Origin of the sequence: Nostoc sp. CMAA1605 (assembly GCF_021596505.1) — a bacterium.
Lineage (GTDB): Bacteria > Cyanobacteriota > Cyanobacteriia > Cyanobacteriales > Nostocaceae > Trichormus.
Genome location: NZ_PJIZ01000008.1, coordinates 73,234 through 99,535 on the forward strand (window position 1 = coordinate 73,234; position 26,302 = coordinate 99,535).

Below are 26,302 nucleotides of genomic sequence, written 5' to 3' on the forward strand. Positions count from 1 at the left end.
CGCAACTTAAATGCTGATTAGCTTACCATACTGATATATAGGAATCCGCTTTGATTATTGAAATGATTTGCGTAGGAAGGGAACAGGGAACAGGGAACAGGAAAAGAAGTAACAGGGGTGTACCGAGTTTTTTCAGAAATCAAATATGAGTCCTATAGCAGTGTGACATCTAATTTTACTCATCTATGCGGTTGCTAATCGCCTGCACTAATTCCTCAAATTCTGTCTCGCTGTGAATGTCGGGGGTGAGGGTGTTCATATCTTTCAACAGGTCGATAATTTCGGCAATTGTGTTGCGAATTTCGGTATATTGATCAATTTCTTCTCGAAATCCCTGTAAATTAGCGGCGGAAACTCCTTTCATAGCTTCATCTAATTCTTTGATTTGGTCTTCCCAATGTTTAATATATTTAAGTCTTTCAATAGGTTTATAAATTTGGGCATCTGCTAACACAATCGGGAAAATTCGGTGATAAAACTCACCATTCTTAGCAATTTGCACCAGTTCAAACATACAATTAGGCGATTTTAAATATTTATCACTAATCACAGCAATTACACATTTACCGTGTCCAATTTTTTCCATAAAGGCTTTGATTAGACCTTTGTAACCCAAGTCTCGCTTATCTCTAATAATGGTGATACCTTTAGTTTGTAAAATTTCGTCTAAACGATTAACATAGGTTTCGCTTTCTCCACCCCAAGCATAGGAGATAAAAATTTCTTTCTCATATTCTGATATAGATGAATTAGTCATTTTAGGTTGTTCCCTCTCTTGTTCTAATTCCTTTTGTAAAGGTGTAACTTGAGGATTAATTTCCCCATATTCTCGTTCGGAAGTGAACATAACATCATCAATTAATCTACGCACATCTACCATTTCATAACTGTTTTCGCATTCAACTTGGTAGCGACGAGCGTTTAAACGTTTGTTGAGTGAGTCTAAAGAATAAAAATGAGGAATTGGCAGATTTATGCACATTTCACAGTTACAGGGAACTAGGGTTTGATATTTTAAAGTTTCATAAGACTTGTGGATTTTTTCTAGTTCATGGGTGACAACTGCCATGAGTTCTTTTTTGCGATTTCCTGTTACACGGATTTTAATTTCTCGTTGATTGTAATTTTCTATGACTTCGGCGCGGGTTTGGTCTTTGTGGAGAACAACGCCTGTTTTCCAAACGTGTGTTTGCCATTCAATCCAAGGGTGTGTTTCCACAATAAAACGGGTAATCATACCTTTGGGCATGAACTCATAGGTGTAGCGAAGTATTAAATTGTTGGTGTCGTCCCAGGTATAATCAGGTTGTTCAATGGAGAGTAATTGCGGCGCGATGTAAGTACCAGGACGACTAGGAATTTCGTAACATAGTTTGAACCGCATCATTAATTGCAGCAGTTCATCTCGCATTTCGGCATATTCACGACTTTTCCAAATATTTTCAAGGTCATCCCGTGTAAAACAACCAAGGTTTTGCTTGACAGTATCATTATCTAAAACTTTGTAAACCGCAGTAGTTCCCCATTCTGGTTTGAGGATGACGTAGTGTTTGAGTGTGGCATCATCTTGGAAGTGGAGAAAAACACCGAGGTCGTGCAAATAGCTGCTCAACCGCAGCATATCTTTGCGGTCTGTTAAATTATTGACTCGGCAAAGATGACAGTATTCTTCTTGGGTGATGTAATTACGAGAATAGTTTTCTAATGCGGCTCTGACTCTTACCCAAAGTTTTGGTAGCGGTGTCCCAACATGAGGAAGCCTGCTGATGTAAAGCTGAATTGCGTCTTTAATTGCGGCTAAACCGCGATTAGTGGCTAAGTTAGTAGCCAAAACTTCTTTGAGGTTGGTAAACTCTCCACGTAACTGGCGTTCATTAACTTCACATTGACAGTCTTGTTTTTCGTTTTTGATAATCAGAACTGGACTATTATCGCTGAGGAGTTCAACAACGTTGAGCCACCAGTAGAAATCAGTATTTTCTCTGCGGTCATCCGCTACTAAGGCATAGAGAGAACGCTTGCTAAGGAAGAATTGATGGGTCTGGTGATAAATTACCTGTCCGCCAAAATCCCAGATATTCACACGAAAGTCTTTACCGTTAGGTTGGGTAAAGTGCCAACGGATAACCTCTATACCCTCGGTTGATTCTTCATCTGGTTGGAGTTGGTAATTTTCGTCTTGGATTTTCTTGGCTAGAGAGGTTTTACCTGCTCCCCCTTCGCCAACAATTAAGAATTTGACTTCATATAAAGGTTCAGTCGCGGTTGGGTCTTGTACTTGGAAATAGAAATCAAGGATTTCATTCACATCACCAGGCTCTCCAAATCTAATTTTCTTCGATTCCAAGATTTCGGGGGGAATGGGGACTGGATTTCTACGAAGATCCAGTTTTGTAAGGTTTTTTAGTTGCCGAATTTCCGGTGGCAGACTGCTCAGTTGATTCTCTCTGAGGTCGAGCGAGCGCAGGTTGACCAGTTGGACAATTTCCGGTGGCAGACTGCTCAGTTTATTACCAACGAGGTCGAGCGATACCAGGTTGACCAATTGTCTAAATTCCGGTGGCAGACTGCTCAGTTGATTACGAACGAGGTCGAGCAATAGCAAGTTTTTTAGTTGTCCAATTTCCGGTGGTAGACTGCTCAATTGATTATTGCTGAGGTCGAGCGAGCGCAGGTTTTTTAGTTGTCCAATTTCCGGTGGTAGACTGCTCAATTGATTATTGTAGAGAGAGAGCGATTGCAGGTTTTTTAGTTGTCCAATTTCCGGTGGTAGACTGCTCAGTTGATTAGCAAGGAGGTAGAGCGATTGCAGGTTTTTTAGTTGTCCAATTTCCGGTGGCAGACTCCTCAGTTGATTATTGCTGAGGTCGAGCGATTGCAGGTTTTTTAGTTGTCCAATTTCCGGTGGCAGACTCCTCAGTTGATTATTGCTGAGGTCGAGCGATTGCGGGTTTTTTAGTTGTCCAATTTCCGGTGGCAGACTCCTCAGTTGATTACTGCGGAGGTGGAGCGATCGCAGGTTGACCAGTTGGACAATTTCCGGTGGCAGACTGCTCAGTTGATTCCAACCGAGGTTTAGCGATTGCAGGTTGACCAGTTGGACAATTTCCAGTGGCAGACAGCTCAGTTGATTAATGTTGAGGTTTAGCGATTGCAGGTTTTTTAGTTGTCCAATTTCCGGTGGCAGACTCCTCAGTTGATTACTGCTGAGGTCGAGCGATCGCAGGTTGACCAGTTGGACAATTTCCGGTGGCAGACTGCTCAGTTGATTACTGAGGAGGTCGAGCGATTGCAGGTTGACCAGTTGGACAATTTCCGGTGGCAGACTTCTCAGTTGATTACCACCGAGGTCGAGCGATTGCAGGTTGACCAGTTGGACAAATTCCGGTGGCAGACTCCTCAGTCGATTACTGCTGAGGTCGAGCGATCGCAGGTTGACCAGTTGGACAAATTCTAGTGGCAAACTCCTCAGTTGATTTTTGTAGAGATTGAGCGATCGCAGGTTGACCAGTTGGACAATTTCCGGTGGCAGACTGCTCAGTTGATTATCTTGGAGGTGGAGCAATTGCAGGTTAGTAAGTTGACCAATTTCCGGTGGCAGTGTTGTTAAGCCTTTGAAAGAAAGGTCTAATTCCGTCACATTGTCTTTGGCAGCTTGTGCAATAATTTGCAGCAGTTCTTCTTTGGTCATTTACACCGTTGAAATTGATTGTCTCACCTATTTTTTCAGTTCTGAAATCCCAAATCCCAAATCCAAAATTGATATAAGCTAGGGTACAAAAGCCAACACACCCACAGGAGAACCCGAACCACCACGTAATCTAAGAACTGCGAGTGCTAATGTAGTACCTTTGGGTGGTAACTGGTCTAAATTGGTCAAATTTTCTAACACAATACCAGACTTTGCCAAAACTAGACGGTTAGTTGCAAAGCCACTATCAATTCCCGGATCTACACCATGTGTATCAATCCCCACACCTGCAATTTGTCGTTGATTGAGTAAAAATTCTGTAGCATAACTGCTAAACCCTGGAAAGTGCATCATCCCTCCAGCATCTTGATTAAAAAATGCCTGTTTATCTCCCCATTTATGTTGCCAACCAGTGTAAAGTAGCACTACACTACCGCCTTCAATTTTGCCATATTCTCCTTCCCAAGCCAAAATATCAGCAATAGTTAAGGTGTAATCAGAATTATCAGCCGTAACTTGGCTAATATCAATAACTATCGCCGGCACAACCAATGATTCCGCAGGGTATTTATCAATACCGACACCATACGTCAAAAAACTATTAGGGGCGTTAATATGAGTAGCACTATGTTCACCTAACGAAAAACCCCGCAAATAATAGCCATCATCAGGAATTTCCGCCACAGTTGTAAACTTGACTGGCGGATCACCTGGCCATTGAGGGATATATTCATCAATGACATGACTCAGGTGTATAACTCTGGAATAGGTGATTTGCATAAAAGCAGAGAGTAAATAAAAGTTCGTAATTAAGTAGTAATTAAGTAGGGTGTGTTACGGCAGTGTGATGATTTGAGTGTGAGCGACAGTATAAATTGCCGTAACGCACCATGATTATGCGATGCGTTACGCATTTAAGCTTTACTTTATACATCATCTCTAAGAACTTCAATTCTCAAAAAAGGACTAAAGTCCTTACTACAAACTCAATCAATTTAATTTTTTTCTTCCCAAAATCCGAAAACTAGTAACTGAGTTTTGTAGCTGAAGCATACAAGCTTTTAAACATTACTTCTTATGAACACAAAAGCCCTTTCAGCTATTTTAGCTACAGTTACAGGAACCGCTTCCATATTAACTGCTACACTCGGAATCTCTCCTGCTGCCCACGCTGCAACCACACAATTTAGTTGTAGTGCTAAAAATGTATACATTGAGGTTTCGCGCCTCAACAATGGCGCACTACGCTACGCAGCATATAATATCCCTACAACTCTGCAACGTCCCAGTCTTTTACTCAATGGTGGCACAGCCAGACGCGACGGCGATGGCAATATAGTTTACAGATTTAGAAATGGTAATTATCTGTATGCTGCTGTGCAAGATGGTGGTTACGGCAAAGTTTTGGTTTACAGAAATAATCGATTAATTGCTACAAACTATTGTGGTGATGTCTAATACAATTCGCAATTCGCAATTCGCAATTCGCTATTCGCAATGTACTAACGTCCCGCTACGCTAACGCAATTCAGATACCATCTGGGTTTCAAGCTTTGCATCTGTTTCCTAATTTTGGATAATTGGTCTAATACTAGTTACAGTCTAAATATTGCCTAATTTTACAAACCCAGATTTACCCAGTCTGGGTTTTCGAGTGTGCCTATTTTACTCTGTTTAACCAGACTCTGCCATACCAACAGTATTTAGCTACTAGCTATCGGTTGTAATTGCTTAAAAATTTTTAATATAAATTCTCATCAAATAGTTCTAATGTAACTTTTTAGTGGTATTTTTTAGCCGTTTGTAATTTACAACCCCGGCAGTTGAACCTTTAAAGTTGAGAATTTTAGTATGAGCAGCAATTTAGCAAACAAACTGCGTGTTGGTACAAAGAAAGCCCACACAATGGCAGAAAACGTGGGTTTTGTCAAATGCTTTTTAAAAGGGGTAGTAGAGAAAAGCTCTTACCGGAAGTTAGTAGGTAACTTCTACTACATCTACTCAGCGATGGAAGAGGAGATGGAAAAGCACTCCCAGCATCCGATTATTTCTAAAATTAACTTTACCCAACTCAACCGTAAGCATACCTTAGAACAAGACCTAAGTTACTACTATGGTGCTAACTGGCGCGAACAAGTCAAGTTATCTCCAGCCGGGGAAGCTTATGTCAAACGCATTCGAGAAATTTCTGCTACTGAACCAGAATTATTAATCGCCCATTCTTACACCCGTTACTTGGGTGACTTATCCGGTGGACAAATTCTCAAAAACATTGCTGTAACAGCCATGAACCTCAATGATGGCCAAGGTACAGCTTTCTATGAATTTGCAGATATCAGCGATGAGAAAGCATTCAAAGCTAAATATCGTCAAACATTAGATGAACTACCTTTAGATGATGCCACAGGCGATCGCATTGTTGATGAAGCTAACGCCGCTTTTGGCATGAACATGAAGATGTTCCAAGAACTAGAAGGTAACTTAATCAAAGCCATTGGTGTGATGTTGTACAACACCTTAACTCGCAAACGCACACGCGGTAGCACTGAACTAGCAACTGCTGAGTAATATCAATTCAAAATTCAAAATTCAAAATTACGAAAGCTGAATTTTGGAGAATTGGTAAAAAGTAAATTTTTGTAAAGTAAGTTTAAGTAAAATTTAGGGGCAAACTCCCCAGGTTCTTCTGCTTTTAGCAGATGTTCTTGAGGAAGTTGCCCCTAATGTTTTGGGCTATATGATTGCTTTAGTTCAGTAGGAGTTACAGTTGTAATAATGTAATTACAACTGTAACTCCTACTGAAAACCCTGCTTACTGCGTTGAAATATGAATGCTCACAAGATAGAAGTCGTTTTAACTGAAGATGGAACTCTGACGCTACAGGGTTTACCTTTTCATGCTGGGGACGCTGTGGAAGTGATTATTCTGGAAACTAAAACTCCACAGCAACAAGCTCAACATTTACCTCAATCAAATATAAGTCTTTATCCTTTGCACAACACACAGCCATACCGTTATGACGACCCCACAGAACCCGTCGCTTTAGAGGACTGGGAAGTTTTGCAATGATTATACTTGACACTCACATTTGGGTTTGGTGGGTACAAAATGATTCACGACTGACCAAACAACACCAACAATGGTTATGATTTTTAGGTAAAGTTTTCAGCAACATAGCCACAAATTTCTATCATCAGATCAATACAATGAATTGCATTCTCAATAGTTTTACCGGAATTTTTATATCTAATAGTCATCTCTGGTACTTCTGTATGTAGTTCCTGAACTTTGATAGCAATTGCATTAAAGTCAGGTAAAAGAGTCTTTAAATCTTGACTTAATTTGTTAATATTATGATTATAATTTTTTTTCACATAATCATCTACTGTCTTACCAGACCTGCGGATTTCTGGTAATTTATGTTGGGCGCATAATGATTTTAAAAATTTCTCAACTGCTTGTTGTGCATGAAACATTATTGGTTGAGAATCTAAATAAAAAGGATTTCTAAAAGCTGATAATGATATATTTATATCAAAAATCCCAGCAGCTAATAACTCAATAATCTCAGCATCTATACTTCCTTCTTCTATCTTCATTTCTAACTCATGAATTTTCTTGTAGAAGTTTCTACCTTTTTGAAATTCATTATCAATCAGATCCAGATCATTCTTGACAAGAGCATCTTTCTCTAGCTGATTCATATCATCAATTAGTTCTTTTAGCTTCTGCTGCATTTCCTGTGCGTCAGATACCCAATCTAGGTTGATGAGAATATGGTAAATTTTTCCATTTAGCAGAAACGGCTTATAACCGAAGCTATTAATAATATTCTTTTGGTTTGGATATTTTTCCTGATACCAATTATAAACTTTAAAAACATTGGATATATCTTCAGACGTTCTTTGATTTAAATCCGTGTTTAAAATATTTCTATATGTAGCAGGATACATTTCTTTTATTACTTGCAAAATACGCTTGTTTAAAGGATATTTCAAAGCTAAGTTTGCATCAATTGCCAAAATTCTTTGTTCAAAATTGTTGCCACTATTCATTCTAAAATTCTCCTAAAATTACACCTACTTGTTTGCAAGCATCGCGCAGTAGGGTATCAGACGACATATTTGGCTTCTATCTAAATGTCCCCCTCCCTTGTGGCTCTTAAACATCCCCGCATCATCAGCAGCATTGGAAATTGCGAATTGGGCATTGGGGAGGCAGTGCGTTGCTTTGGTTTCCAAAGTTGTAGCAACTGCCTTCATGGGGTAGTTTCCTATTCCCCATGCCCCATGCGCGGTATTAGAACATACCCATGCCGCCCATACCGCCCATACCGCCCATGCCACCCATACCACCCATGCCGCCCATGCCAGCATCAGGTGCAGGAGGTGCTTTCTTCTCTGGTTTTTCGACAACGATCGCTTCGGTAGTTAATACCATACCAGCAATAGAAGCAGCGTTTTGCAATGCGGAACGCACGACTTTAGCAGGATCAATAATTCCGGCTGCAATCAAGTCTTCAAATTCATCAGTAGCAGCGTTGTAACCCATGTTAAATTCGCTGTCTTTGACTTTGGAGACGATGACAGAACCTTCTACGCCAGCGTTATCAGCAATTTGGCGCAAGGGTGCTTCTAAGGCACGTTTGATAATATCAGCCCCGATTTTTTCTTCTTCAACCAGGCCGTTCTTAATTTCGTCTACCTTTTTAGACAAGTGAATTAAGGTTGTACCACCACCAGGAACAATACCTTCTTCTACAGCCGCTTTTGTCGCGTTGAGTGCGTCTTCAATGCGTAACTTGCGGTCTTTGAGTTCGGTTTCGGTGGCTGCACCGACTTTAATCACTGCCACACCGCCAGCGAGTTTGGCAATGCGTTCTTGGAGTTTTTCTTTATCGTATTCGGAATCAGTTTCTTCCAACTGCTTGCGAATTTGACCGATGCGTTTTTGTACTTCTGGTTTAGCAGAACTACCAGCCACAATGGTGGTACTTTCTTTGTCGATGGTGAGTTTACGGGCAGTACCCAACATTTCCAAAGTTGCGGTATCTAAGCTGAGGCCGATTTCTTCAGAAATCATTTGCCCATCGGTGAGGATAGCAATATCTTGCAACAGTGCTTTGCGGCGTTCACCAAAGCCAGGGGCTTTAATTGCGGCTACAGCTAATACACCCCGTGCTTTGTTCACAACTAAAGTTGCTAAAGCATCTCCTTCTACATCTTCAGCAATAATCAGCAGGGGTTGACCCAAACGGGCAACTTTTTCCAATACAGGTACTAAATCTTGGATGCTGTTGATTTTCTTATCGGTAATCAGGATGCGGGCATTTTCAAACTCTACCGTCATCCGGTCATTGTTGGTGACGAAGTAGGGGGAAATGTAACCGCGATCAATTTGCATCCCTTCCACTACTTCGAGTTCAGTGGTGAGAGATTTTGATTCTTCAACGGTAATGACACCATCTTTGGTGACTTTTTCCATTGCTTCGGCAATCATGTTACCGACTTCTTCGTCGTTACCGGCTGAGACGGTAGCTACTTGCGCGATCGCACTTCCTTCTACTGGTTTGGCAACTTTAGCAATTTCTGCTACCAACGCCTCAATAGTTTTATCGATACCGCGCTTTAAGTTTACAGGATTGCTGCCGGCGGCAACGTTCTTCAAACCTTCTTTAATCAAGGCTTGTACTAAAACTGTGGCTGTGGTTGTCCCATCACCTGCTACATCCTTGGTTTTAGATGCTACCTCTTGAATCAGCCTAGCACCAGTATTTTCTAAAGGATCTTCTAATTCAATTTCCTTCGCAACCGTGATCCCGTCATTGACAATTTGGGGAATACCAAATTTTTTTTCTAAAAGCACGTTGCGACCTTTTGGCCCCAAAGTGATTTTTACAGCATCAGCCAGGGCATTTACACCGCGTTCTAGGGCGCGCCGTGACTCTTCATCAAAAGAAATAATTTTTGCCATGTTCCCTTTCTCTAGCGTTTCCATTAGACAATTTAGCACTCACTGACCCAGAGTGCTAACTACCTAAACATTCCAAATCACATCTGAAAATCAAAAAAATTGAGTAATATACACTTGATGCTCATGTAGGATACTGGCAGTAATGGTTAAATCGGGAGATGGTTCTGAACTTAGAGAACTCCCTTAAGCTGATTGGCATTGCTAGCCCTAGCGGCACCGGCTGGTTAGCAGTAGTGTTTACATTTATCTTGGCTTGGTTAGTTACTTGGCGTTTAATCCCCACAGTACGTAAATTTGCTTTGCGGGTGGGTTGGGCTGACCAACCGAACGCCAGAAGACTCAACCGAGAACCTTTACCAAATGCAGGAGGTTTGGCTATTTATGCGGGAGTAATTGCCGCACTGGTATTAGCTATCTTACTGCGCCCCATTGAACTTCAGAATGTATTAGCTCAAGTATTGACTATTTTACTGGGAGGTTCAATTCTAGTCTTGGTCGGCTTTATAGACGATCAGTTCGGATTACCCCCCTCTGTACGTTTGTGGACGCAAATTATCACGGCATTATTACTATTTGCTAACGGTATTAGTGTTGATGTACATCTGGGTACACCGATAGACTCTATTTTGTCGATGTTGCTCACCGTCCTGTGGATTGTTGGTATTACTAATGCCGTTAACCTGATGGATGGCATGGATGGACTAGCTGGCGGGATTAGTTTCATCACTGCCATGAGTTTATTAGCAGTTTCTGCCCAATTTCCCAATCGTGCGGCGGCTACCTTAGTCTTAGCAGCCTTGGGGGGTGCTGCCTTGGGCTTTTTACGCCATAATTTCCACCCGTCAAGGATTATTATGGGTGATGCTGGCGCATACTTTTTTGGTTATGTTTTAGCCGCCACCAGTATTTTAGGTAGCTTACAACGTAATACCATTTATGCCCTTGGCCCCTCAGTTTTATTCTTGTTGTTGCCAGTTCTAGACACCACCCAAGTATTTATCCGACGGTTATTAGCAGGCAAAAACCCTTTAAGTACCCCTGGAAAAGATCATCTACATCACCGTTTACTTGCTTGGGGATTTTCCCAACGTCGAGCTGCATTTACCCTGTGGTTAATCACCCTATTTTGCAACTTATTAGCCATGAGGGTTCAGGGGATGAGCTTACCCGTCATGATTGCCTCTACCACCAGTATTATTGTCCTGCTAGGCTTTACCGTTTGGCAAAGGCTCATAGGAAAGGAAGAAAGATAGGGGTGTAGGGGTGTAAGGGTGTAAGGGTGTAAGGGTGTAAGGGTGTAAGGGTGTAAGGGTGTAAGGGTGTAAGGGTGTAGGGAAGATTTTAACTGATATCCAATGGCTCATTGCTCATTGCCCATTCCCCATTCCCTATTCCCAAAATTAAGCCATCACCATCCCACCATCAACGTTGAAAACTTGTCCTGTAATGTAAGCGGCGGCGGGATCAGCTGCGAGGAAGCGCACCATACCGGCAATTTCTTCTGGTTGACCGTAGCGACCCAAGGGAATGTATTTGAGAATTTCATCGGCTTTGAGGTCGCTGGTCATATCGGTTTCAATAAAACCAGGCGCAACAGCATTGACTGTGATTCCACGGGAAGCGAGTTCTTTCGCAACGGTTTTTGTAAAGCCAATCACACCTGCTTTAGCTGCACTGTAGTTAGCCTGACCAGGATTACCCATTTGACCTGCTACAGATGTGATGCTAATAATTCTGCCAGAACGCTGTTTGAGCATGATTTTGCTCACAGCACGAGTGCATAAGAAAACGCCGGTTAAATTTAGGTCTATGACTGCTTGCCATTCTTCAGGCTTCATCCGCAATAGTAAAGTATCACGGGTAATTCCAGCATTATTGACGAAGATATCAATGCGTTTGAATTTATCCATAACAGCACTGACAAGAGCATCTACCTGATCCGCTTGGGAAACGTCAGCTTGGAGAGCGATCGCCTCTCCACCCTTACCAGTAATTTCTGCTACCACTGCATCAGCCGCACCACTAGAACTGGCATAGTTAACGACGACAGTTGCACCATAAGCAGCTAATTCTAGTGCGATCGCCCGGCCAATTCCTCGTGAAGCACCCGTAACAACTGCTACTTGCCCTTTTAAATTTTCACTTAAAACAGCCATGAACTATTCCTCAAAATTTCAATCACCGCGCTAATTATCTTATGGTGATTTGTACCTACAGATGATCAGTAATTTAAAATTGCAAATTCAAAAAAGTATTGAATATAAAAAATCGCTTTCCCAATCCCCAATCCCCAGCGAAGCACTGAGCTTGTCGAAGTGTCCCCAATCCCTAATTTATTTCGCAACAATAAAAACAAAATAATGTTACACCGTTTTTGCAAAGCAGACATTAAGATTGAATTCAATCAATAATGAATTGGTGTGTGTCACATGGCTACAAATAAACAATTCAACAGCTTTGAAGAGATGCTGTCTGGTTCTGATGTGCCTGTTTTAGTAGATTTTTACGCTGAATGGTGTGGCCCTTGTCAGATGATGGGGCCGATTTTAGAGCAAGTCAACACTCAATTACAAGGGCGTTTGCGTATTATTAAAATTGATACAGAAAAATACGCAGGATTAGCTAGCCAATATAGAATCGAAGCTCTACCAACATTGGTACTGTTTAAACAAGGTCAACCTGTTGATCGAGTTGAAGGTGTTTTACAAGCACCGCAGCTAGTTCAAAGACTGCAAAATTTCGTTTAACAAAAGTTAAGTTTAGAGACGTAAAAATGCGCGTCTCTAAACTTTCTTTGAGGTTAATTAATCATTAATAGAAATCAGCCATCTATCCATAAGAATCATACTTTGATATCAAAAAAAACAGTACATCTATAATTTCTGCTTTCTTATTTTATGTTTCCTGCCTACGTAAGTAATTTCAATAATTAAGTCAGATTCCTAATATTCCCAGCATATCGCGCTCGTACTAAACTTCGCACACAAAATAAGTTATTTTCACAAAAAAGCTCCTATATGTGTCCATAATTATCAACTCGTTATTTATAAATAAATAGTTTGTCTACCGAATTTTCACGGATGTATTTAATAAATATTTTTCGTCGACACTTAGAAAAATAGATGTTATTTATAAATATATAAATACCTCCTATTTGATCTAGTAAAGGGTGTTGAGAAATGCTTGGTTTTCTATTTTCAGGACTTGTTAAGAAATTTGAAGGTGCATCAAAAAATATTATCAAGGATTTTCGCAAAGAAATAGGTGGATTGTTTGACAACAAACTGTATCCTTTAGCAAACAAACTTGATTATATAACTCAACAATGGACTGATAAGGCAATCAAGAATACTGAAAAATTAGAAACTAAAACTGTGGCTGATATTAATCAGCTCTTGGAAACAGCAGATGGGAAAGTGAAGAAGAATTTAGAAACAATAGAAACTATCCGTAAACAAGCTATTTCTGAAACAAGACAAGCTATTAGTGAAACCATTGCAGAAACAGACTTTTATCTAGAAAACCGTATCAATCAAATGACATTGTCCATTATGGATGCAATTAGTTTGGCTGATGACAGTATTTATAAAAGTATACAAAAAATTGAGATTTTAGAAAATAAGTTATTTCAAGATGCTAATCAGATAGTAGATAAGATAGGCGAAATTATAAAGACAGAAATCGAAATAATTCGGAATGAGTTGAAAAGATATTTAGTCCACGCATTACCATCTCCTTTGGATAAATGTAGACAAAAGCTGAAGATATCCTGGAAACCAGGCGGTATGTTATCTGATGTTGAGCTTTATGAACTCAGTGAATGTTACGAATTGAGTAAGTTAAATGAGAACACACCAATTGATGAAGTGTTGAAAGTTTATGGACAACTACAACATAATGCAGAAAGAATGGCTGCTTTAGTGAGCCATTCTCCAGAGTTGAAAAAAAGAGCTGTTCAAGATTGGATTAGGTATGGATTATTGTGTAAATTTTGGCGTGGTGTTATGGAAAGCGATAACGATAGAGATAGCTTAACTTTACAGGCTAATTACTCGCCAAAACTATTGAATAGTAACCAATAATTATAATATAGGAATTTACTTTATGTTTAAGGTAGATAAAACTCAAGGAAAAACTCCTCTAGAATATTATGAAAAAGCAATAGAAGAACTGCGGCGCAGTCGTGAAGAATTGCAGGATATAAAAGATATATATTTACAAGGGGCTAATTCTCTTACTCAGTCTTGGAATTCAGAAATTCAGCAATTAAAAGATGAACTGAAGAATACACACGAGAAATTAGTAAGTTCTGAAATAAAAACAGCAGAAATTCAGACAAATTTATTGGAGATGCAAAAAACTGCTTCAGATTCTCAACAGAAATTAGAAATTATTCAAGAAGGTATGATCGATGAAAGGAATATGAACAATCGAATTATTGAGGATTTAGCACAAATAAAAGAGAAATTATCTCAAATGACTTCTCCATCTCAGGCGATAGTACCTCAAACAGAGATTCTGGAGTACCTATCAAATTTACAGTTACAATTATCTCACTTGTCAGCAGAATTAACACTTGTTTCTCATATGTCTGGGATAGATTATAGAAATTTGCAGCAACTGTTAACAGACAATAAATGGCAAGAAGCTGATCAAGAGACTTACATTGCGATCCTTAAAATTTGCGATCGTAGTGAAGAAGGCTGGCTAGATGATCGTGAAATCAAAACCTTGCCTCGTCAAGACCTGGAAATTATAAATAAACTATGGGTTAAACACAGTCAAGGAAAATTTGGCTTCAGTGTTCAAAAAAATATTTGGCAAGCCAAGAAAGATTATAAACACTTTGCATATAGAGTTGGATGGTTAGCAAGTTTAGCTAATACCGAATGGTTGAAATATGAGGAATATAACTTTAGCTTAGATTCTAATAAGGGACACTTACCTTCTACATCTCGTTTGGTTGGTTTAGATTCTAGAAATGGCGGTGAAGTTGCACACCGAATTAAAATTTTTCTATCACGTTATTAATGAATAAATATTTTTTAAATATTAAACATTTTTAACCTATATTATTTTTGAAAATAATCCCAAATTTACTTAAAATCCAATATTGTATTTGTAACGGTATTGCTAATGTTTAAACCAGATAATAGTCAATTTAAAACACCATTAAGTTATTATGAAAAAGCAATAGAAGAACTGCGGCGCAGTCATGAGGAATTGCAAGAATTAAAGGCAATTTGTCTACAAAATATGAATTCAGATATTCAAGAGTTGTGTGCCGAAATTAAAGAATTAAAACGTGAATTACAAATAACGAAAGATACAGTAAAGAAGTCTGAGAAGCAAGGTTCAGAAACTCAGACTAGATTGAAAGAAATATTACAATTGTTAGAAAAATTGGTCATTGTTCCCACTATTACTGATATTTCTCAAGACTTGTGTACCGAAATTAAAGAATTAAAACGTGAATTGCAGATAACGAAAGATACAGTAAAAAAGTCTGAGAAGCAAGGTTCAGAAACTCAGACTATTTTAAAAGAAATATCACAATTAGTAGAAAAATTATTCATATCCTCCACTGTTAATGGTATGGATTATGGTAAATTAGAAAACCTATTAAAAGAACAAAAATGGCAAGAGGCTGATCAAGAGACTTACTCTATGATCCTGAAAATATGTGGGCATCAAAAGGGACGCTGGTTAGTTGATAAGGAAATCCACAAATTATCTGCTCAAGACCTTAGAAATATTAATAATTTGTGGGTTAAATATAGTCAAGGCAAATTTGGTTTTAGCATTCAAAAAAGTATTTTACAAGCTAGCAACGATTGTCAGAAATTTGCATATGAAGTTGGATGGCTAATAAACCCTACTAAGAAGATATGGGTTAAACATGATGAATACAACTTCAGTCTAGATGCACCTAAAGGACATTTACCATCTATACCTCGGTTAGTAGGTTTAGGTTATAGAAATGTGAGTGAAAAGTCATTTCGGATAAACCGAATAAATCTTTTTTTGTCTCATTGCTAATCGATAGTTGTGAAATCCCAAGACAGATATTCAGTCTGCGCTAACTCTGTATTCTACCTGTGTTTAAGAGCGACGCACATTTAAGCAACACCACTCTTTGCGTTTCCACATGGTAGCAACTACCCACCCATGTTTTTCTAAAGCATCAGCGACGGATTTTGATTGCTCTGTTAAAATGCCACTGAAAATAGCCCAAGTGCTGGATTTAGATATCTCTGTGATTTCTGGAACTAATTGAATAATGACATCAGCTAATATATTGCAGACAATTCCATCTACTGGTTTTTCAATGAGTTTCTTGAGAATATCTACACTACCTTCGGCGGGGACTATTTTTTCTGGATGAATATCATTCAACGCACGATTACTAAAAGTCGATTGCACTGCTAAGGGATCAGTGTCTACAGCATAGACTTTTTCTGCTCCTAATAATACTGCCCCAACTGCTAAAATACCAGAACCACAACCAATATCCGCAATGATAACAGGTTCACGTTTACTACCTGTACTGATGAAAGATTGCGGAACTGAACTTAAACGCATCTCTAGAGATTCTAAGCACAGTTGAGTTGTAGCATGGTTGCCTGTGCCGAAAGCTACACCAGGGTCAAGGCGAATGACTAATCTATCGATGTCTTCAGGTAATGGTAGCCATGCGGGGTTAATGAGGAAGCGATCGCCTATTTCTTGCGGTTGCCAATATTGTTTCCAGCTACTAGCCCAGTCTTCTTCATCAATTAGCTGCCAACTCAAGGTAGGACTCGATAATCCCACACACAAAGCATCCTGACGTAACCATAGCCCCAAAGCCGCTAAATCAAGTACCTGGGCTTGAAATGTGGGTAAGTAACCCTTAACTAAAAAGTCAGTACCTTTGATTTCACTAGCTGTTCCGCGACAACCAAAATCTTCCAACCGCCAGAAAACCGAGTCTTCTAACGCTGGTTCGCATGAAATCTGTAATTCCCACCAAGTGTTTGCCATGGTTTAGTGATGAGTGCTGAGTGCTGAGTGCTGAGTGCTGGGTGCAGGGTGCTAAGTGTTGAGTGCTGTTAGCGGTAGCGTGGCGTGTAGCCGGTGATGAGTGCTGGGTGCTGAGTGGAGTGCTGAGTGTTGGGTGCTGTTAGCGAGTAGCGTGGCGTTTAGCCGATGCTGGGTGCTGGTTTAGTTAGCGGAGTGGGATGTTAGCCTTGCTTAGACAGAAGTTTTAGAGTGTTTTGAGTTATCTTGTTTGTTCCTAACTCTTCACTCTTCACTTTTCTCTTCACTAATCTACAGATATAGATACGATTAATCCTGCTTTCAATCAAGACGCACTAATATCACTAACAACTCAGCACTCAGCACTAACAACTCAGCACTCAGCACTTTATAAAGTTACTGTGTACGCATCCCGGATGCCGGGTACTTTGGTAATCTCTGCTAAAATCCCTTCTGGTAAGGGATCATCAATGCTGAGTGCCATAACTGCATCACCACGCACGATTTTGCGACCTACTTGCATACTGGCAATATTGACATTAAAGCTTCCCAATAAGGAACCTAATTTGCCAATAATTCCTGGCATATCGCGGTGTAGGGTAAACAGCATATGTTTGCTGGGGGGGACGTTAATGGGGAAACCATCAACATCGGTGAGGTGAATTTCTTTATCACCTAATAATGCACCAGTTACAGAATGCGTACCTAAAGTACCTGTGGCTTCTAGGCGTAATGAACCAGCGTAGTCACGCGCCGAAGCGTCACGGGTTTCAATGACGCGAATTCCCCGTTCTTTAGCTTCGATGTTGGCATTGACGTAATTTACTCGTTCTCTAAGGGCTTGATACAGTAGACCTTTGAGGGCAGCGATTACCAATGGCTGACTCTTATTTGTTGCTAGTTCCCCTTGCAGGCGCACATTGAGTAATTCTACTCGACCACCGGCTAGCTGTCCGACCAAGTTACCCAAGGTTTCTGCTAGCTGCATATAGGGCTTGAGTTCTTCGAGAATATCGGGGCCAAGTCCAGGGATATTGACTGCGGAACGGGCGGGTAAACCTAGAAGAACATCGCGGATTTGTTCGGCTACATCTATGGCTACATTCACCTGTGCTTCTGTGGTGGACGCGCCTAAGTGGGGGGTGAGGATGATTTCTTTACCCAGCGATCGCAATTCTGATTCACCCAATGGTTCAGACTCGAACACATCTAACGCTGCACCAGCAATTGTGCCTGCTTTAATTGCTTCGACCAAAGCGGCTTCATCAATGATCCCACCACGCGCACAGTTAATAATCCTGGTTGTGGGCTTCATTTTAGCCAGAGTCTGAGCATTGATCAGATGGGCTGTTTCAGGAGTTTTGGGAATATGCAGGGTGATATAGTCTGCTTGCTGAATCAATAAATCAAACTCTACCAGCTGACAGCCTATTTGTTCTGCCCGTTCTGCGGAAATGAAGGGGTCGTAAGCTAGTAATTTCATCCCCATCGCTTTGGCAACAGCCGCCACATGAGAACCAATTTTACCTAGACCAACTATACCCAAGGTTTTCTTGTATACTTCTGAACCTACAAAAGTTTTGCGATCCCACACGCTGCTTTTCACTGAAGCATTAGCATCAGGTATATGACGTGACAAAGACAACATCATTGCTAGGGCGTGTTCTGCCGCCGCAATCGTATTACCTTCAGGGGAATTAACTACAACAATTCCTCGGCGGGTAGCAGCAGGCACATCTACATTATCCACACCTACACCGGCACGACCAATGATTTTCAGTTGAGTACCGGCTTCGATGATTTCTTGAGTCACCCGCGTTCCCGAACGAATCATTAACGCGTCATACTCACCAATAATTTCTATTAATTCTGCTGGTTTGAGACCTGTCTTGACATCAACAGTAGCAACTTGTGAGAGGATGTCAATTCCTGCTTGGTCAATAGGATCGGAGACAAGAACCTTAGACATGATTACATGATTTATATAAGTTAGGAGTTTTGCTGCACAAGACTTTTTAGTTTAGTCCTTATTCGTGGCCATTCAGCAAAAATATTTTTTTGAATATCAACCCGTGCTGCACCTACACCTCTTAGATGAGGATACCAGAGGAGGGGGGAACAGATAAAGGCAAAAGGTAAAAGGCAAAGATTTCTGGGACTGGGGATTGGGGATTGGGGACACTTCGACAAGCTCAGTGCTTCGCTGGGGATTGGGGAATCTAAGGGCAATCAATTGTTCATGAATTTTAGACCTTTTTTTGAGACGGGAGATAGGGAAGTAAAAAAATAATTAAGGAAAGTTTCTCAATTGTTGCAAAACGTTAATGGTGTTCAAGTTTAGTAAATAGACAGATCACCAGAAAAAAAAGGTGCTAAATTAAGACCAAGGTACAGAAAGGTTAAAAGTTCATCAGAAACAAACCTTGAAGTTAGAGCCATGTACCTCCTGCTCTAATGGCTTATTGATTCGCAATCTTAAACTCGTCGGTCGCATCCTGTATAAGTGTTTTCGCCTTGAGTTTATTGATTTATTTGTGGAGGTTTTGAACTTACAGCCAGAAATGCCTGCCTATTGGAATCAAGGATGCAAGGTTCTAAGGGTAATGGTTGCGAACGTTGTCCACCCTAGTTGAGTTATTTTTATCTCTGTTTTTTCCATCTTCTCTAACAATTGCACATTTACTAAACCGTCTCAGCTAATGATTTTTTCCTTCTTAGCTTGGGGCGGTTATCGTGTTTTTTGGGCATGGGGCATGGGGCATGGGGCATAACTAATGACTATAACTAATGACTAATGACTAATGACTAATGACTATTGACTATTGACTCTTAAACTAACGTAATCACAGTTACTTCTGGGGGACAAAATAAGCGTCCTGGTCTATAAGTTCCCAAACCACGATTGACATATAACTGATTGGTAGAAACTTGGTGATATCCTTGCGCCCACTCCCAATATCGCACCACTTTAGAACAATCTCCTAATAACAACGGAATCCAACGTCGCGTTTTTTTGGGAATTTGTTTGAGGAGTTTTTTATAGTGGTAAACTACAGGCCCTATACCTGGTAAAACAATATGACCTCCGTGAGTGTGACCAGATAATTGTAAATCGACTCGCCATTGTTCTAAAATTTTGGCTGTGTCTGGATTATGAGATAAAACAATTCTGGGTGTAGATGAATTGAGTTGTTCCATTAGTGGTGCAGGATTGAATTCTTTTGACCAATAATCAGCTAATCCTACTATTGGTAAATCTTCTCCTAAAGGATAGGCAATTTCATTCCACAAGACGTTGACACCGATACTGGTTAAAGCTTGAGTAACTTCTGTTTGGGAGTGTTGGAAGTGAATATCATGATTACCAAGTACGGCATAAATGCCATAGCGACTTTGTAGATATTTTAGTCTTAATGCTAGTTGGTGAATTGGTGCAGGATCATCAGTAACATAATCACCAGTTAATACTATTAAATCTGGTTCTACTTCATTAGTCACTGCGATCGCTTCTGCTAATAATTCTTCTGATAATCGCAATCCATCATAATGGAAATCTGATAACTGCACTAACTTTAAGCCTTGCAAACTAGATGGGAGTTCTGCAATCTTAACCGTGAGTTTATCTACACTTAAACGTCCTGTAAACAACCAGTGCATAATCTATTAGGGACTCCTCATACCAGCGTCTACAGCTTATCAAAAAACAAAATAAGTCTTGAGAAAGTGTTAAAAAATAATAACTTAATCTAGGGGTGTAAGGGTATAAGGGTGTAGGGGTGTAGGGATATGAATAAAGTTCATCCAGCAATTATAACTATGACTAATGACTAATGACTAATGACTAATAACTATTCTGTTTCCAGTGTAATTACTGTTACTTCTGGTGGGCAAAATATGCGTCCTGGGAAATAAGTTCCTAACCCTCGATTGACATATAGTTGATTATTGCCGACACGATGTAAGCCCTGTAACCATTCCCAATGACGAACTATAAAAAATTCTTTGCGTAGACAGGGGAAATATCGTCGCACTCGTATCGGAATTTTACGGATGATTTTTTTGTGATAGGGTAATACAGCCCCCAAGCCGGGGATAACAATTTGTCCCCCATGAGTGTGACCAGATAGTTGTAAATCTACCCGCCAAGCTTGTAAATAATGGGCGGTATCAGGATGATGAACTATTACCAAACACGGTGTTGATGGATCTAATTGTGGGAAAATTGCGGCTGGATTAAATTCCCGTGAGTAATAATCAGCAAGTCCGACTATTGGTAATTCCCTTCCTAATGGATAGGCAATTTCATTCCAAAGTACGCGAATACCAATATTAGTAAGTGCTTGAGTAATTACAGTTTGGGAATTTTTGTAATATAAGTCATGATTGCCGAGAATAGCGTAAATACCATAACGACTTTGCAGTTTTTCGAGGTGTGGCGTTAATTGGTGAATGGGTTCAGGCGTAGTAGTGACATAATCCCCTGTCAATAATATTAAGTCTGGTTGTGCTTGGTTAGTAACAGCGATCGCTTCTTCCAACATCGCATCCGAAAGCCGTAAACCATCATAGTGAAAATCTGATAACTGCACCAACTTCTTACCCTGTAGCGACGCAGATAACCCTGCAATCTTCACCGTTAATCGTTCCACACTCAACGGCCCAGATAAAAGTCTGTGCATAATTTACTCAATAAAATCTCTACTTAGCCTAGCTTAATAAGGAGGAAGAGGGCAGGGGGCAGGGGGCAAGGGAGAGAGTTTACAGCTTTTAATCCAAAATCTAAAATCTAAAATTGCTGTCAGGTAGGTTTTTTCATCAGAGACTTCCAGAAAATAAATTATCCAATGTTGATAGCAAAGAAGATGAGAAGATTCTTTCTCCCCCTGCTTCCCCTGCTCCCTCTGCTCCCCCTGCTCACCAAAGCGATTGGATATTTTTTTAGTTGGAAGTCCCTCACCTCTACATCCTTCTGGCGATATATTGCGATTTGTAACGGTAATTTATACTTGCTGTCGCTGGTTGACGTTACAAATGTTTACGATTAGGATAGATGAGTCGAAATTATGGTAAGTATTTATGCTCTTTTTTGCGGAAAATACTGGTTTTTTTGAGTATTTATTCCTAAACGATCAGAAAAATTTAATTTCTCTAGAGATAAATATCGTTTACAAAAGTAACGATTCCTTAATATAATGTAATTAAAAGCGAAAACAAAAAACGATTGTTAGAAGTGATGAATCCCGTTGAATTTCCCTGGCTAACAGCCATAATTGCCTTACCCTTGGTGGCAGCCCTAGCCATCCCTATAATTCCAGATAAAGAAGGTCAAACTGTTCGGTGGTATGGATTAGGAGTAGCAATCGCTGATTTTGCCTTAATGATTTACGCCTTTTGGCAAAACTACGATTTTCACAGTTCCGCCTATCAATTTGTCGAAAAATACGCTTGGCTACCCCAAATAGGCTTAAATTGGTCAGTAGCAGTAGATGGCTTATCGATGCCTCTCATCTTACTGACAGGCTTAATTAACACCCTAGCAATCTTCGCGGCTTGGAAAGTAACCAACAAGCCGCGATTATTTTATGGTTTGATGTTGGCAATGTATAGCGCGCAGTTAGGCGTGTTCGTTGCCCAAGACTTACTGTTATTCTTCCTAATGTGGGAAATTGAGCTAGTTCCTGTATACCTGCTCATTTCCATCTGGGGAGGTGCAAAACGCCGCTATGCAGCTACCAAGTTTATCCTCTATACTGCTGCTGCTTCTATATTTATTCTTGTAGCTGGCTTTGCATTAGCATTCTCTGGAGATACATTTACTTTCGATATCGCCTCTTTGGGAATGAAAGAATATCCCAAAGCTGTTGAATTATTAGCTTACGCAGGTTTCTTAATTGCCTTCGGTGTCAAACTACCAATTTTCCCCTTACACACCTGGCTACCTGATGCTCACGGTGAAGCGTCCGCACCTGGTTCCATGATTCTGGCTGGTGTGTTGTTGAAGATGGGTGGTTATGCCTTAATTCGCTTCAACATGGAAATGTTGCCTAATGCTCACGTTTACTTCGCTCCCGTCTTAGCAATCTTAGGTGTAGTTAACATTATCTACGGTGCTTGTTGCGCCTTTGCTCAAACCAACCTCAAACGCCGTCTTGCTTACTCGTCAATTGCTCACATGGGTTTTGTCCTCATCGGTTTAGCTTCCTACACAGAATTGGGTGTAAGTGGCGCGATGTTACAAATGGTATCCCACGGTTTAATTGCGGCTAGCTTATTCTTCTTAACCGGTGTCACTTACGAACGTACTCACACCTTATTAATGGATAAGATGGGCGGTATCGGTAAAGTCATGCCCAAAACCTTCGCACTCTACACCGCAGGCGCAATGGCTTCTCTAGCCTTACCTGGAATGAGTGGTTTTGTGGGTGAGTTGATGGTATTTCTGGGTATCGCTTCCAGTGATGTTTACAGTTCTAGCTTTAAAGTTGTCGTAGTTCTTTTATCAGCAGTAGGCGTGATTTTAACCCCCATTTACCTACTGTCCATGCTGCGTAAAGTGTTCTACGGTGATCAAAGTGAAGAATTACATTTAGATACTGTAGTTGCTGATGTCAAACCCCGTGAGTTGTTCATCACCGCTTGCTTGATTCTTCCCATCATCGGTATCGGTTTGTATCCTAAAATGGTAACGCAGACTTACGATGTGAAGACAGTAGAAGTTGCAACCCATGCGCGTCAAGTATTACCAGTTGTAGGTGGACAACAGCCAAAGAGTTTGTACTCTCAAATTTTCACCGCACCAACTTTAGCTTCTGCTGAAGTCGAAAGTTTAGTTAATATCTCAAAGTAAGTATAAGTATCAGCAAAGGTGCTGAAAGTAAATTCTAAATATGAGGGGAAATAGGGGTGGTTGCAAAACTACCCCTATAATTTTGACAAAACGGAGTGGGGAGTGATGAGTGCTGAGTGAGGAATGGAGAGTGGGGAGGTTAGTAGGGTGCGTCAGTGCGAGAAAACCTAACTATACCAAGAGATTATTCATACTGACGCACCCTACAGTTTGGATATTTTTTTATCTGGAAGTCCCTAACTGAAATTGGAAGCTCCTTTTTCAGTGCAGCAAAAAGGGGTACTTCACAAGCGAGAACTCATATATATTAAGAAAGAACCACACAAGCACAACCCACTTCGGTGGGTTAAGATTTGCTGTTTTGAATTTTGAATTAATTTTAGATGGCTACAAAAATTCCCGTTACGGTCATTACAGGCTTTTTGGGTAGTGGAAAAACCAGCCTAATTCGCCACCTCTTGCAAAATAACCAAGGTCGCCGCATTGCTGTATTAGTCAATGAGTTTGGCGAACTGGGTATTGATGGCGAGTTGTTAAAATCCTGTCAAATTTGCCCTGAAGATGAAGCCGATGGGAATAATATTTATGAATTAACGAATGGCTGTCTGTGCTGCACTGTGCAGGAGGAATTTTATCCGACAATGCAGGAGTTAATCAAACGCCGCGACAGCATTGATTGTATTGTGATTGAAACTTCTGGGTTAGCTTTACCTAAGCCTTTGGTGAAAGCTTTTCGCTGGCAGGAAATCCGCAATGCCGCTACAGTAGACGCAGTGGTGACAGTGGTAGATTGTGCGGCTGTGGCTGCTGGGACGTTTGCGAGTGATTTGGATGCGATCGCCTCCCAACGTCAAGCCGATGATAGTCTAGAACATGAAACACCATTGCAAGAACTATTTGAAGACCAGTTAGCCTGTGCAGATTTGGTAGTTTTAAGCAAAACTGATTTAGTGGATGCAGACACAAAATCACAAGTTGAGTCATTAGTCAAGCAAGAATTACCGCGAGTCGTGAAAATTGTGGAGAGCGATCGCGGTCAACTCGACCCATCTATATTATTAGGATGGCAAGCTGCCGTTGAAGATAATTTAGATAGTCGTCCCAGTCACCACGACACCGAAGAAGACCATGACCACGACGACGAAATCAACTCTACACACGTCATTTTAGACCGGACTTTTGACCCAGAAAAACTGCAACAACAATTAGAATCATTAGTAAATCAACAAGAAATTTACCGTATTAAAGGCTTTGTCTCCGTACCGAATAAACCCATGCGTTTAGTAATGCAAGGTGTAGGCAACCGCTTTGAAAAGTTTTATGATCGTCCTTGGCAAGCCACAGAAGCCAGACAAACCCGTTTAGTATTTATTGGGCGTGATTTAAACTCAAAAGAGATAGAATCACAATTGTTAACTGTTGAGTGTTGAAGACTGCGGAAATTTTAATCAAATATATTATGGACATCACGCAATTATTTAACGTTGCTAATGTTTTCGTTTTACCTTTTTGGGCATTAATGATTCTTCTCCCTAACTGGAAAGTCACACGGCGAGTCATGGAATCATACATTCCATTTTTACCGTTAGCTGGGGCATATTTGTATTTATTCATTACCAGTATTACCCCAGAAAATGCCCAAGCCTTATCTAATCCACAATTGGCTGATATTGCAAAATTCTTCGCAGACGAAAAAGCTGCGGCTACAGGTTGGATTCATTTTTTAGTAATGGATTTATTTGTAGGGAGATTTATCTATTGGGAAGGACAAAAGACTGGAATTTGGACAATTCATTCACTGATACTCTGTTTATTTGCAGGCCCTTTAGGAGTTCTATCCCACATTTTCACAGTTTGGATTACTAAAGTAATTTCACCCCAAACCGAATCTAAATTAAGTGCTGAGTCTTAGGTAATAAATAGGGGAGATGAGAAAATTATCTCACTCCCCTAGTCCCTTACATATCTTATGTTTACACAGCCATTCTGTAGTTCGCATCTATCCAACAGCGTGGTAAACTTTCACCGGAGGGAAAAACCAGATTGTTTTTTTTAAAAGTATCAGGTTCTTGTTCTTCTTGACCTTCTTGGTCTTGACCATGAACTACGTCTAAATTGGGATTGATTAATTCTTGGATATCAAGAACTTTGATTAAATCGGTACTATTTTTGATTTGTAAAAACATATCATTACCTCCTCTGATTGCTACTATATTTATGGCAATAAAAGATTACAGAGATAAATATGATTTCTCTGTGTCGTTGATTTATTTATTCGGAAATATTTTCAATTCAAAGTCAGCATTTAAAGCAAGCAAATCACCCTAATCAAATACTATTTATTAAATCTTTGGAGAAATGCTTGCTACTTAAATCGCGTATGCGATCGCCTGCCTATACTACAATTATATCTCGCGTTGATATCTCTCTAAAATATCGACTAAGTTAACTTGACATTGCAGAGGTAGTAAATCTATCAAGGGTAGCTCTCTCCTCCCACCGCCAATTTTAACGGTAATAGATTCTAATACCTGTGTAACTCGGTCTTCAGTCACCGCTTTAGAGGTAATTAGAGGATATAACTGTTCAGCTACTACAGTGTGTAACTTGGCGTTAGATAAATAAAGATGCCATTTAGCAATATCTATATAAATATTGTCGCCGATTTCGGCTGCTAGGGCTTCTAGTAATTCTGTGGTATTAGTCTTAGCCATATAAATCACTCCAGATCAAAAAAGAGCGCAAAGTCTCAGACTAATTAACATTATCG

At 40.2% G+C, this 26,302-nt stretch carries 23 protein-coding genes; 11 read left to right on the top strand and 12 right to left on the bottom strand.

Translation table 11 applies throughout. The features are described from left to right. Window positions 1-175: 175 nt before the first annotated feature. Both CV014_RS04975 and CV014_RS04980 read right to left on the bottom strand, forming a co-directional pair. On the bottom strand, window positions 176-3,691 hold the full coding sequence (locus CV014_RS04975; RefSeq protein ID WP_236141002.1) for a leucine-rich repeat domain-containing protein: 3,516 nt from the start codon (window positions 3,689-3,691) through the stop codon (window positions 176-178). A gap of 78 nt (window positions 3,692-3,769) precedes the next feature. Continuing rightward, window positions 3,770-4,471 (bottom strand): cyclase family protein, encoded by a 702-nt coding sequence (locus CV014_RS04980; protein ID WP_236141003.1) that lies wholly within the window; start codon window positions 4,469-4,471, stop codon window positions 3,770-3,772. A gap of 297 nt (window positions 4,472-4,768) precedes the next feature. Between CV014_RS04980 and CV014_RS04985 the strand changes: the two genes are divergently transcribed. From CV014_RS04985 to CV014_RS04995, 3 genes are all read left to right on the top strand, one after another. Next, window positions 4,769-5,149, top strand: coding sequence for a hypothetical protein (locus CV014_RS04985; RefSeq protein ID WP_103136314.1), 381 nt, complete (start codon window positions 4,769-4,771; stop codon window positions 5,147-5,149). Between the two features lie 393 nt (window positions 5,150-5,542). Next, window positions 5,543-6,259 carry a biliverdin-producing heme oxygenase gene (locus CV014_RS04990; protein WP_236141004.1) on the top strand — a complete coding sequence of 239 codons (717 nt, stop codon included), beginning with the start codon at window positions 5,543-5,545 and terminating at the stop codon, window positions 6,257-6,259. Between the two features lie 259 nt (window positions 6,260-6,518). Then, window positions 6,519-6,761 (top strand): hypothetical protein, encoded by a 243-nt coding sequence (locus CV014_RS04995; RefSeq protein ID WP_236141005.1) that lies wholly within the window; start codon window positions 6,519-6,521, stop codon window positions 6,759-6,761. Window positions 6,762-6,844: 83 nt separating this feature from the next. Here the strand turns inward: CV014_RS04995 and CV014_RS05000 are convergent, their stop codons facing one another. Continuing rightward, a complete protein-coding gene (locus CV014_RS05000; RefSeq protein ID WP_236141006.1) occupies window positions 6,845-7,747 on the bottom strand; it encodes a HEPN domain-containing protein in 903 nt (300 codons plus the stop codon). Window positions 7,748-7,991: 244 nt separating this feature from the next. Continuing rightward, window positions 7,992-9,665, bottom strand: coding sequence for a chaperonin GroEL (groL, locus tag CV014_RS05005; protein WP_236141007.1), 1,674 nt, complete (start codon window positions 9,663-9,665; stop codon window positions 7,992-7,994). 164 nt (window positions 9,666-9,829) lie between these two features. Between groL and CV014_RS05010 the strand changes: the two genes are divergently transcribed. Next, complete coding sequence (locus CV014_RS05010; RefSeq protein ID WP_236141038.1) at window positions 9,830-10,918, top strand: MraY family glycosyltransferase; 1,089 nt, start codon at window positions 9,830-9,832, stop codon at window positions 10,916-10,918. Here CV014_RS05010 and CV014_RS05015 read toward each other — a convergent pair. Next, a complete protein-coding gene (locus tag CV014_RS05015; protein ID WP_236141008.1) occupies window positions 10,871-11,029 on the bottom strand; it encodes a hypothetical protein in 159 nt (52 codons plus the stop codon). The genes CV014_RS05010 and CV014_RS05015 overlap by 48 nt on opposite strands. Before the next feature lie 36 nt (window positions 11,030-11,065). Next, window positions 11,066-11,821, bottom strand: coding sequence for a 3-oxoacyl-[acyl-carrier-protein] reductase (gene fabG / locus CV014_RS05020; RefSeq protein WP_236141009.1), 756 nt, complete (start codon window positions 11,819-11,821; stop codon window positions 11,066-11,068). A 273-nt stretch (window positions 11,822-12,094) separates the two neighbouring features. Between fabG and trxA the strand changes: the two genes are divergently transcribed. The 4 genes from trxA (at window position 12,095) to CV014_RS05040 (ending at window position 15,704) form a co-directional block, all read left to right on the top strand. Beyond that, on the top strand, window positions 12,095-12,412 hold the full coding sequence (gene trxA / locus CV014_RS05025) for a thioredoxin (protein ID WP_236141010.1): 318 nt from the start codon (window positions 12,095-12,097) through the stop codon (window positions 12,410-12,412). Between the two features lie 432 nt (window positions 12,413-12,844). Beyond that, window positions 12,845-13,747, top strand: a complete 903-nt coding sequence (locus CV014_RS05030) for a hypothetical protein (RefSeq protein ID WP_236141011.1) — start codon at window positions 12,845-12,847, stop codon at window positions 13,745-13,747. A gap of 22 nt (window positions 13,748-13,769) precedes the next feature. Further along, complete coding sequence (locus CV014_RS05035) at window positions 13,770-14,696, top strand: GUN4 domain-containing protein (RefSeq protein ID WP_236141012.1); 927 nt, start codon at window positions 13,770-13,772, stop codon at window positions 14,694-14,696. A 105-nt stretch (window positions 14,697-14,801) separates the two neighbouring features. Next, the gene (locus CV014_RS05040) at window positions 14,802-15,704 is read left to right on the top strand and encodes a GUN4 domain-containing protein (RefSeq protein ID WP_236141013.1); all 903 of its coding nucleotides are present in this window, start codon (window positions 14,802-14,804) and stop codon (window positions 15,702-15,704) included. A gap of 63 nt (window positions 15,705-15,767) precedes the next feature. Here CV014_RS05040 and prmA read toward each other — a convergent pair whose 3' ends face one another. From prmA to CV014_RS05060, 4 genes are all read right to left on the bottom strand, one after another. Then, on the bottom strand, window positions 15,768-16,688 hold the full coding sequence (prmA, locus tag CV014_RS05045) for a 50S ribosomal protein L11 methyltransferase (protein WP_236141014.1): 921 nt from the start codon (window positions 16,686-16,688) through the stop codon (window positions 15,768-15,770). Window positions 16,689-17,073: 385 nt separating this feature from the next. Next, window positions 17,074-18,654 (bottom strand): phosphoglycerate dehydrogenase, encoded by a 1,581-nt coding sequence (gene serA, locus CV014_RS05050; RefSeq protein WP_236141015.1) that lies wholly within the window; start codon window positions 18,652-18,654, stop codon window positions 17,074-17,076. 860 nt (window positions 18,655-19,514) lie between these two features. Continuing rightward, a complete protein-coding gene (locus CV014_RS05055) occupies window positions 19,515-20,342 on the bottom strand; it encodes a metallophosphoesterase (protein ID WP_236141016.1) in 828 nt (275 codons plus the stop codon). 191 nt (window positions 20,343-20,533) lie between these two features. After that, window positions 20,534-21,364: a metallophosphoesterase gene (locus tag CV014_RS05060; RefSeq protein ID WP_236141017.1), complete on the bottom strand. Its 831-nt coding sequence runs from the start codon at window positions 21,362-21,364 to the stop codon at window positions 20,534-20,536. Between the two features lie 554 nt (window positions 21,365-21,918). On the opposite strand from CV014_RS05060, the gene CV014_RS05065 reads away from it, so the two are divergent. The 3 genes from CV014_RS05065 (at window position 21,919) to CV014_RS05075 (ending at window position 25,444) form a co-directional block, all read left to right on the top strand. Beyond that, on the top strand, window positions 21,919-23,532 hold the full coding sequence (locus CV014_RS05065; RefSeq protein ID WP_236141039.1) for an NAD(P)H-quinone oxidoreductase subunit 4: 1,614 nt from the start codon (window positions 21,919-21,921) through the stop codon (window positions 23,530-23,532). Between the two features lie 383 nt (window positions 23,533-23,915). Beyond that, window positions 23,916-24,962 (top strand): cobalamin biosynthesis protein CobW, encoded by a 1,047-nt coding sequence (gene cobW / locus CV014_RS05070; protein WP_236141018.1) that lies wholly within the window; start codon window positions 23,916-23,918, stop codon window positions 24,960-24,962. Between the two features lie 29 nt (window positions 24,963-24,991). Beyond that, on the top strand, window positions 24,992-25,444 hold the full coding sequence (locus CV014_RS05075; protein WP_103140607.1) for an ABA4-like family protein: 453 nt from the start codon (window positions 24,992-24,994) through the stop codon (window positions 25,442-25,444). Window positions 25,445-25,505: 61 nt separating this feature from the next. Here the strand turns inward: CV014_RS05075 and CV014_RS05080 are convergent, their stop codons facing one another. Next, entirely contained in the window at window positions 25,506-25,718 is a 213-nt protein-coding gene (locus tag CV014_RS05080; RefSeq protein WP_236141019.1) for an acetyltransferase, read from the bottom strand. A gap of 219 nt (window positions 25,719-25,937) precedes the next feature. Continuing rightward, window positions 25,938-26,246 (bottom strand): DUF3181 family protein, encoded by a 309-nt coding sequence (locus CV014_RS05085; protein WP_236141020.1) that lies wholly within the window; start codon window positions 26,244-26,246, stop codon window positions 25,938-25,940. Window positions 26,247-26,302: the final 56 nt, after the last annotated feature.